This window comes from Varibaculum vaginae, assembly GCF_900604285.1.
Classification (GTDB): domain Bacteria; phylum Actinomycetota; class Actinomycetes; order Actinomycetales; family Actinomycetaceae; genus Varibaculum; species Varibaculum vaginae.
Window position 1 is genome coordinate 1 of the sequence record NZ_UWNY01000005.1, and the last position, 2,866, is coordinate 2,866.

The 2,866-nt window shown below is 48.1% G+C and carries 3 protein-coding genes; 2 read left to right on the forward strand and 1 reads right to left on the reverse strand.

Annotated features, from left to right (window positions below; genetic code table 11):
* Positions 1-501: 501 nt before the first annotated feature.
* Complete coding sequence (locus tag EFB02_RS08615) at positions 502-1,203, reverse strand: TetR/AcrR family transcriptional regulator (protein ID WP_122821180.1); 702 nt, start codon at positions 1,201-1,203, stop codon at positions 502-504.
* Positions 1,204-1,296: 93 nt separating this feature from the next.
* Here EFB02_RS08615 and EFB02_RS08620 point away from each other — a divergent pair, with 93 nt between their 5' ends.
* Together EFB02_RS08620 and EFB02_RS08625 are read left to right on the forward strand one after the other, a co-directional pair.
* Positions 1,297-2,520, forward strand: a complete 1,224-nt coding sequence (locus tag EFB02_RS08620; RefSeq protein WP_122821181.1) for an MFS transporter — start codon at positions 1,297-1,299, stop codon at positions 2,518-2,520.
* 159 nt (positions 2,521-2,679) lie between these two features.
* Positions 2,680-2,866: GIY-YIG nuclease family protein (locus tag EFB02_RS08625; RefSeq protein ID WP_500466453.1), on the forward strand; the 187-nt coding region annotated here is incomplete at its 3' end.

A 2,866-nucleotide genomic window follows, 5' to 3' on the forward strand; every position in this document is an offset into this window, starting at 1 on the left:
GCGGTAGAGCTTTTTCTGGTCGATGGAACCCCAGGTGGTATGGCTACTGCGGGGATAGCGGATTGGACGGGGATCCTCACCTCTGCACGCCGCGATCAACTTTCCCAGCTTTATAAGCGAGAGGAAGACAATAGTGGAAGATTTCGTCGGCCTCTTTCTTCACGTTGATGTTCATCGAAGAAGTAAGCCAGAAGTCGAGATGGAGGTTTCCTCTTCGTCCATACGCAATAGGGTGAGCTCAGTCTTCTCAATATAGGCAGCGGATTCCTGGGAGAAGCCTGTGTGCTGTGAAGAGCGATAGCTAGTTCATTGGTAGTGCAGTATTTGATGTAGTCGTACCAGTTGTTTGGGAAGCTCCGGATATAGTGGATTTTCGTGTATTTATTGGAAAATCGCAGAAAATAGAGGGAGAGGCTGAAAAGGGTCTGCTCTTAGTTGGATGTCTTGCGATTTTGGGCAATATTTTATGCGTATTGATGAGTTCTCTTGCTCACGGGTTCGTTAGGCGTTTTCACGAGGCAAGATCGCTATCTCTAAACCGGCGAGTACGACTTCTATGATGATTTCAAAGTATTCCTGACTCATGCGGTCTTCATTTTTCGGGTTGGCTAGCGGAATTAAGTAGCCCTGGATTATGTCGGCCAGCGTTGTGGAGCAGGCAGCTAGGGGCTGAAGTTGGGTAATCATTTGACCTAGGTCGTGGCGCTGTTCCTGCTTGGTTGGGCTGCGCAAGTTGCGAGCAGTAATGCTCCACAGCATCGTGTTGATGATAATTGAGTATGCGATGTGAATGTACTTGCTAAAACCAGCGTCCCGTAGTTTTTCGTAAGCCACCTCCAAGATTGGTATCAACGCGTCGTTCATATGTCCATACATCAGTTTGTCGGTGACTCCGGGGAATTCAAGAAAGACGGGCCTGATATTTTTTGCTAGGGAGATGAACCAATCTTTCCATTCTAGCTGCTCGTCCGGTAGCTCGATTGTGCTAGTGATTTCGCCTATTACAGAAGCGGTAATGGCGTCACGGTTTTGGTAATGGTGGTAGATGACAGAGGGAACTACTCCCAGACGCTGTGCAAGGTCGCGAATCGACCATTTTTCTAGACCGCACTCTCGGGTCAGTTCCATTGCGGTGTACATGATCTTTTCTTGCGTCAGCCAGGCGCGTCTACCCGTGTTTACCCGCTTGTCTTTATTTCCCACGAAAACAGCATACCCTCAACCTCGACAATACTAGAACATTGTTCTAGTATTGTTTCAGCTTGATTGGTAGTTCACTTTGGAAAGGATGTTTTAATGTGCGCCACTAATGAACGAAACGAGAAAGTCGAATCAAAAATAACGGGACTGTTTCCCTTGTTTTTGACGGTTTTACTGGCATATATGGGGCAGATGATTCTTAATCCAATTCTGGCTCCGCTATCGCGCGAAATCGGGTTGAAGGAATGGCACATTGGCGCCACCATTTCGTTAGCAGCCATAATGTTTTCTCTTACCTCCACCAGGTGGGGGCGGGTCTCATTGCGATGGGGATCTCGGCGTATCTTGCTTATTGGCATGCTTGCCGGAATCCTGGCTCTAAGTGGATTCGCTATGGTGGTGTGGCTAGGATTCAAGGGTCTGCTCACCGGCATAGCGTTGATCATAGGAGTAGTCATAACTAGGGGCGTGCTGTACGGCGGTGCCATCGCATCAGTTTCCCCAGCCGCGCAAACTTACGTTGTGACTCATACCTACAATGAGACGCAACGGGTAAAAGGTCTGGGAGTCTTGGGTGCTGCACAAGGATTCTCGTCTATTCTTGGAGCCTTATTGGGCGGCAGCCTTGCAGCTATAGGAGGTTTCATGATGCCCTTGCTGGTGATGCCTCTGGTCATGCTTTTGGGCGTTGCCGTTTTGCTGCTAACATTCAAACCCACAGGTGGCGAAGAAAAAGTCGCCCAACCGGCAAAAGTTTCCTATTTTGATTCAAGAGTATTCGTGTTCCTGGCTTGCGGTTTCCTAATGTTTACCGCTTTTTCTACCGTGGCTACACTTTTCGGCTTTTTACTGCAGGATGTTTTGAAGCTAGCGGCCGGTGCCACAGCAGGGCTCACCGCTTTGTGCATGTCAATAATGGGTGTGGTGATGATACTGGCGCAGGCCTTGGTGGCTCCAAGGTTAAACTGGGGTGCTAAAAAACTCTTTAGAAGAGGATTAATAATCGTTCTTCTCGGGTTACTACTCTTGGTTTATCCACTAAATCTTGGACTGTTCATCGTGGCCAGTATCTTGACAGGCTTTGGTCTAGGCCTGGCGATGCCTGGCTACAACACGGCGCCTACTTTGCAAATGAAGCCCGAAGAGCAAGGTGGGCTGGCCGGGTTGATTAATGCTAACAATGGTGCAGCCTATGTAGTGGCACCGATAGCCTCCACCGCACTTTACGGACTCTCTCCGTGGCTACCAATGACATGTTGCACAGTCCTGATAGCTGCGGCAATTTTGCTGAGTTTTTACCATCCCGAGTTCCGCAAATAATCTCTTTATGATTAGAAGCAAAAACCATAAAAATCCCTGCTAAAGCGGTGTTCATTTCAGCAGAACTATGATGTCTAGTCGCTACGAGATTCAAACAAACTCAAACCTCTCAAAACCCCATGCAAACACGGGGCATTCAGCTCAATCGCTTGTAATGGTGTGTATATTCTTCTTGGTAATGACCCTGAAGCTATTGAGAACACGTGGTGCTATATAGGTAAGACTGAAAACTTTGTAGAGCGCTTACGCGATCATGACAAAAAGAAGCCGCAGTGGGAAAAGGTCGTTATTATTGCGAGCTTGCAGCGGTCTTTTAACGAGGGGCATTGGGGTTATTTAGAAGCCC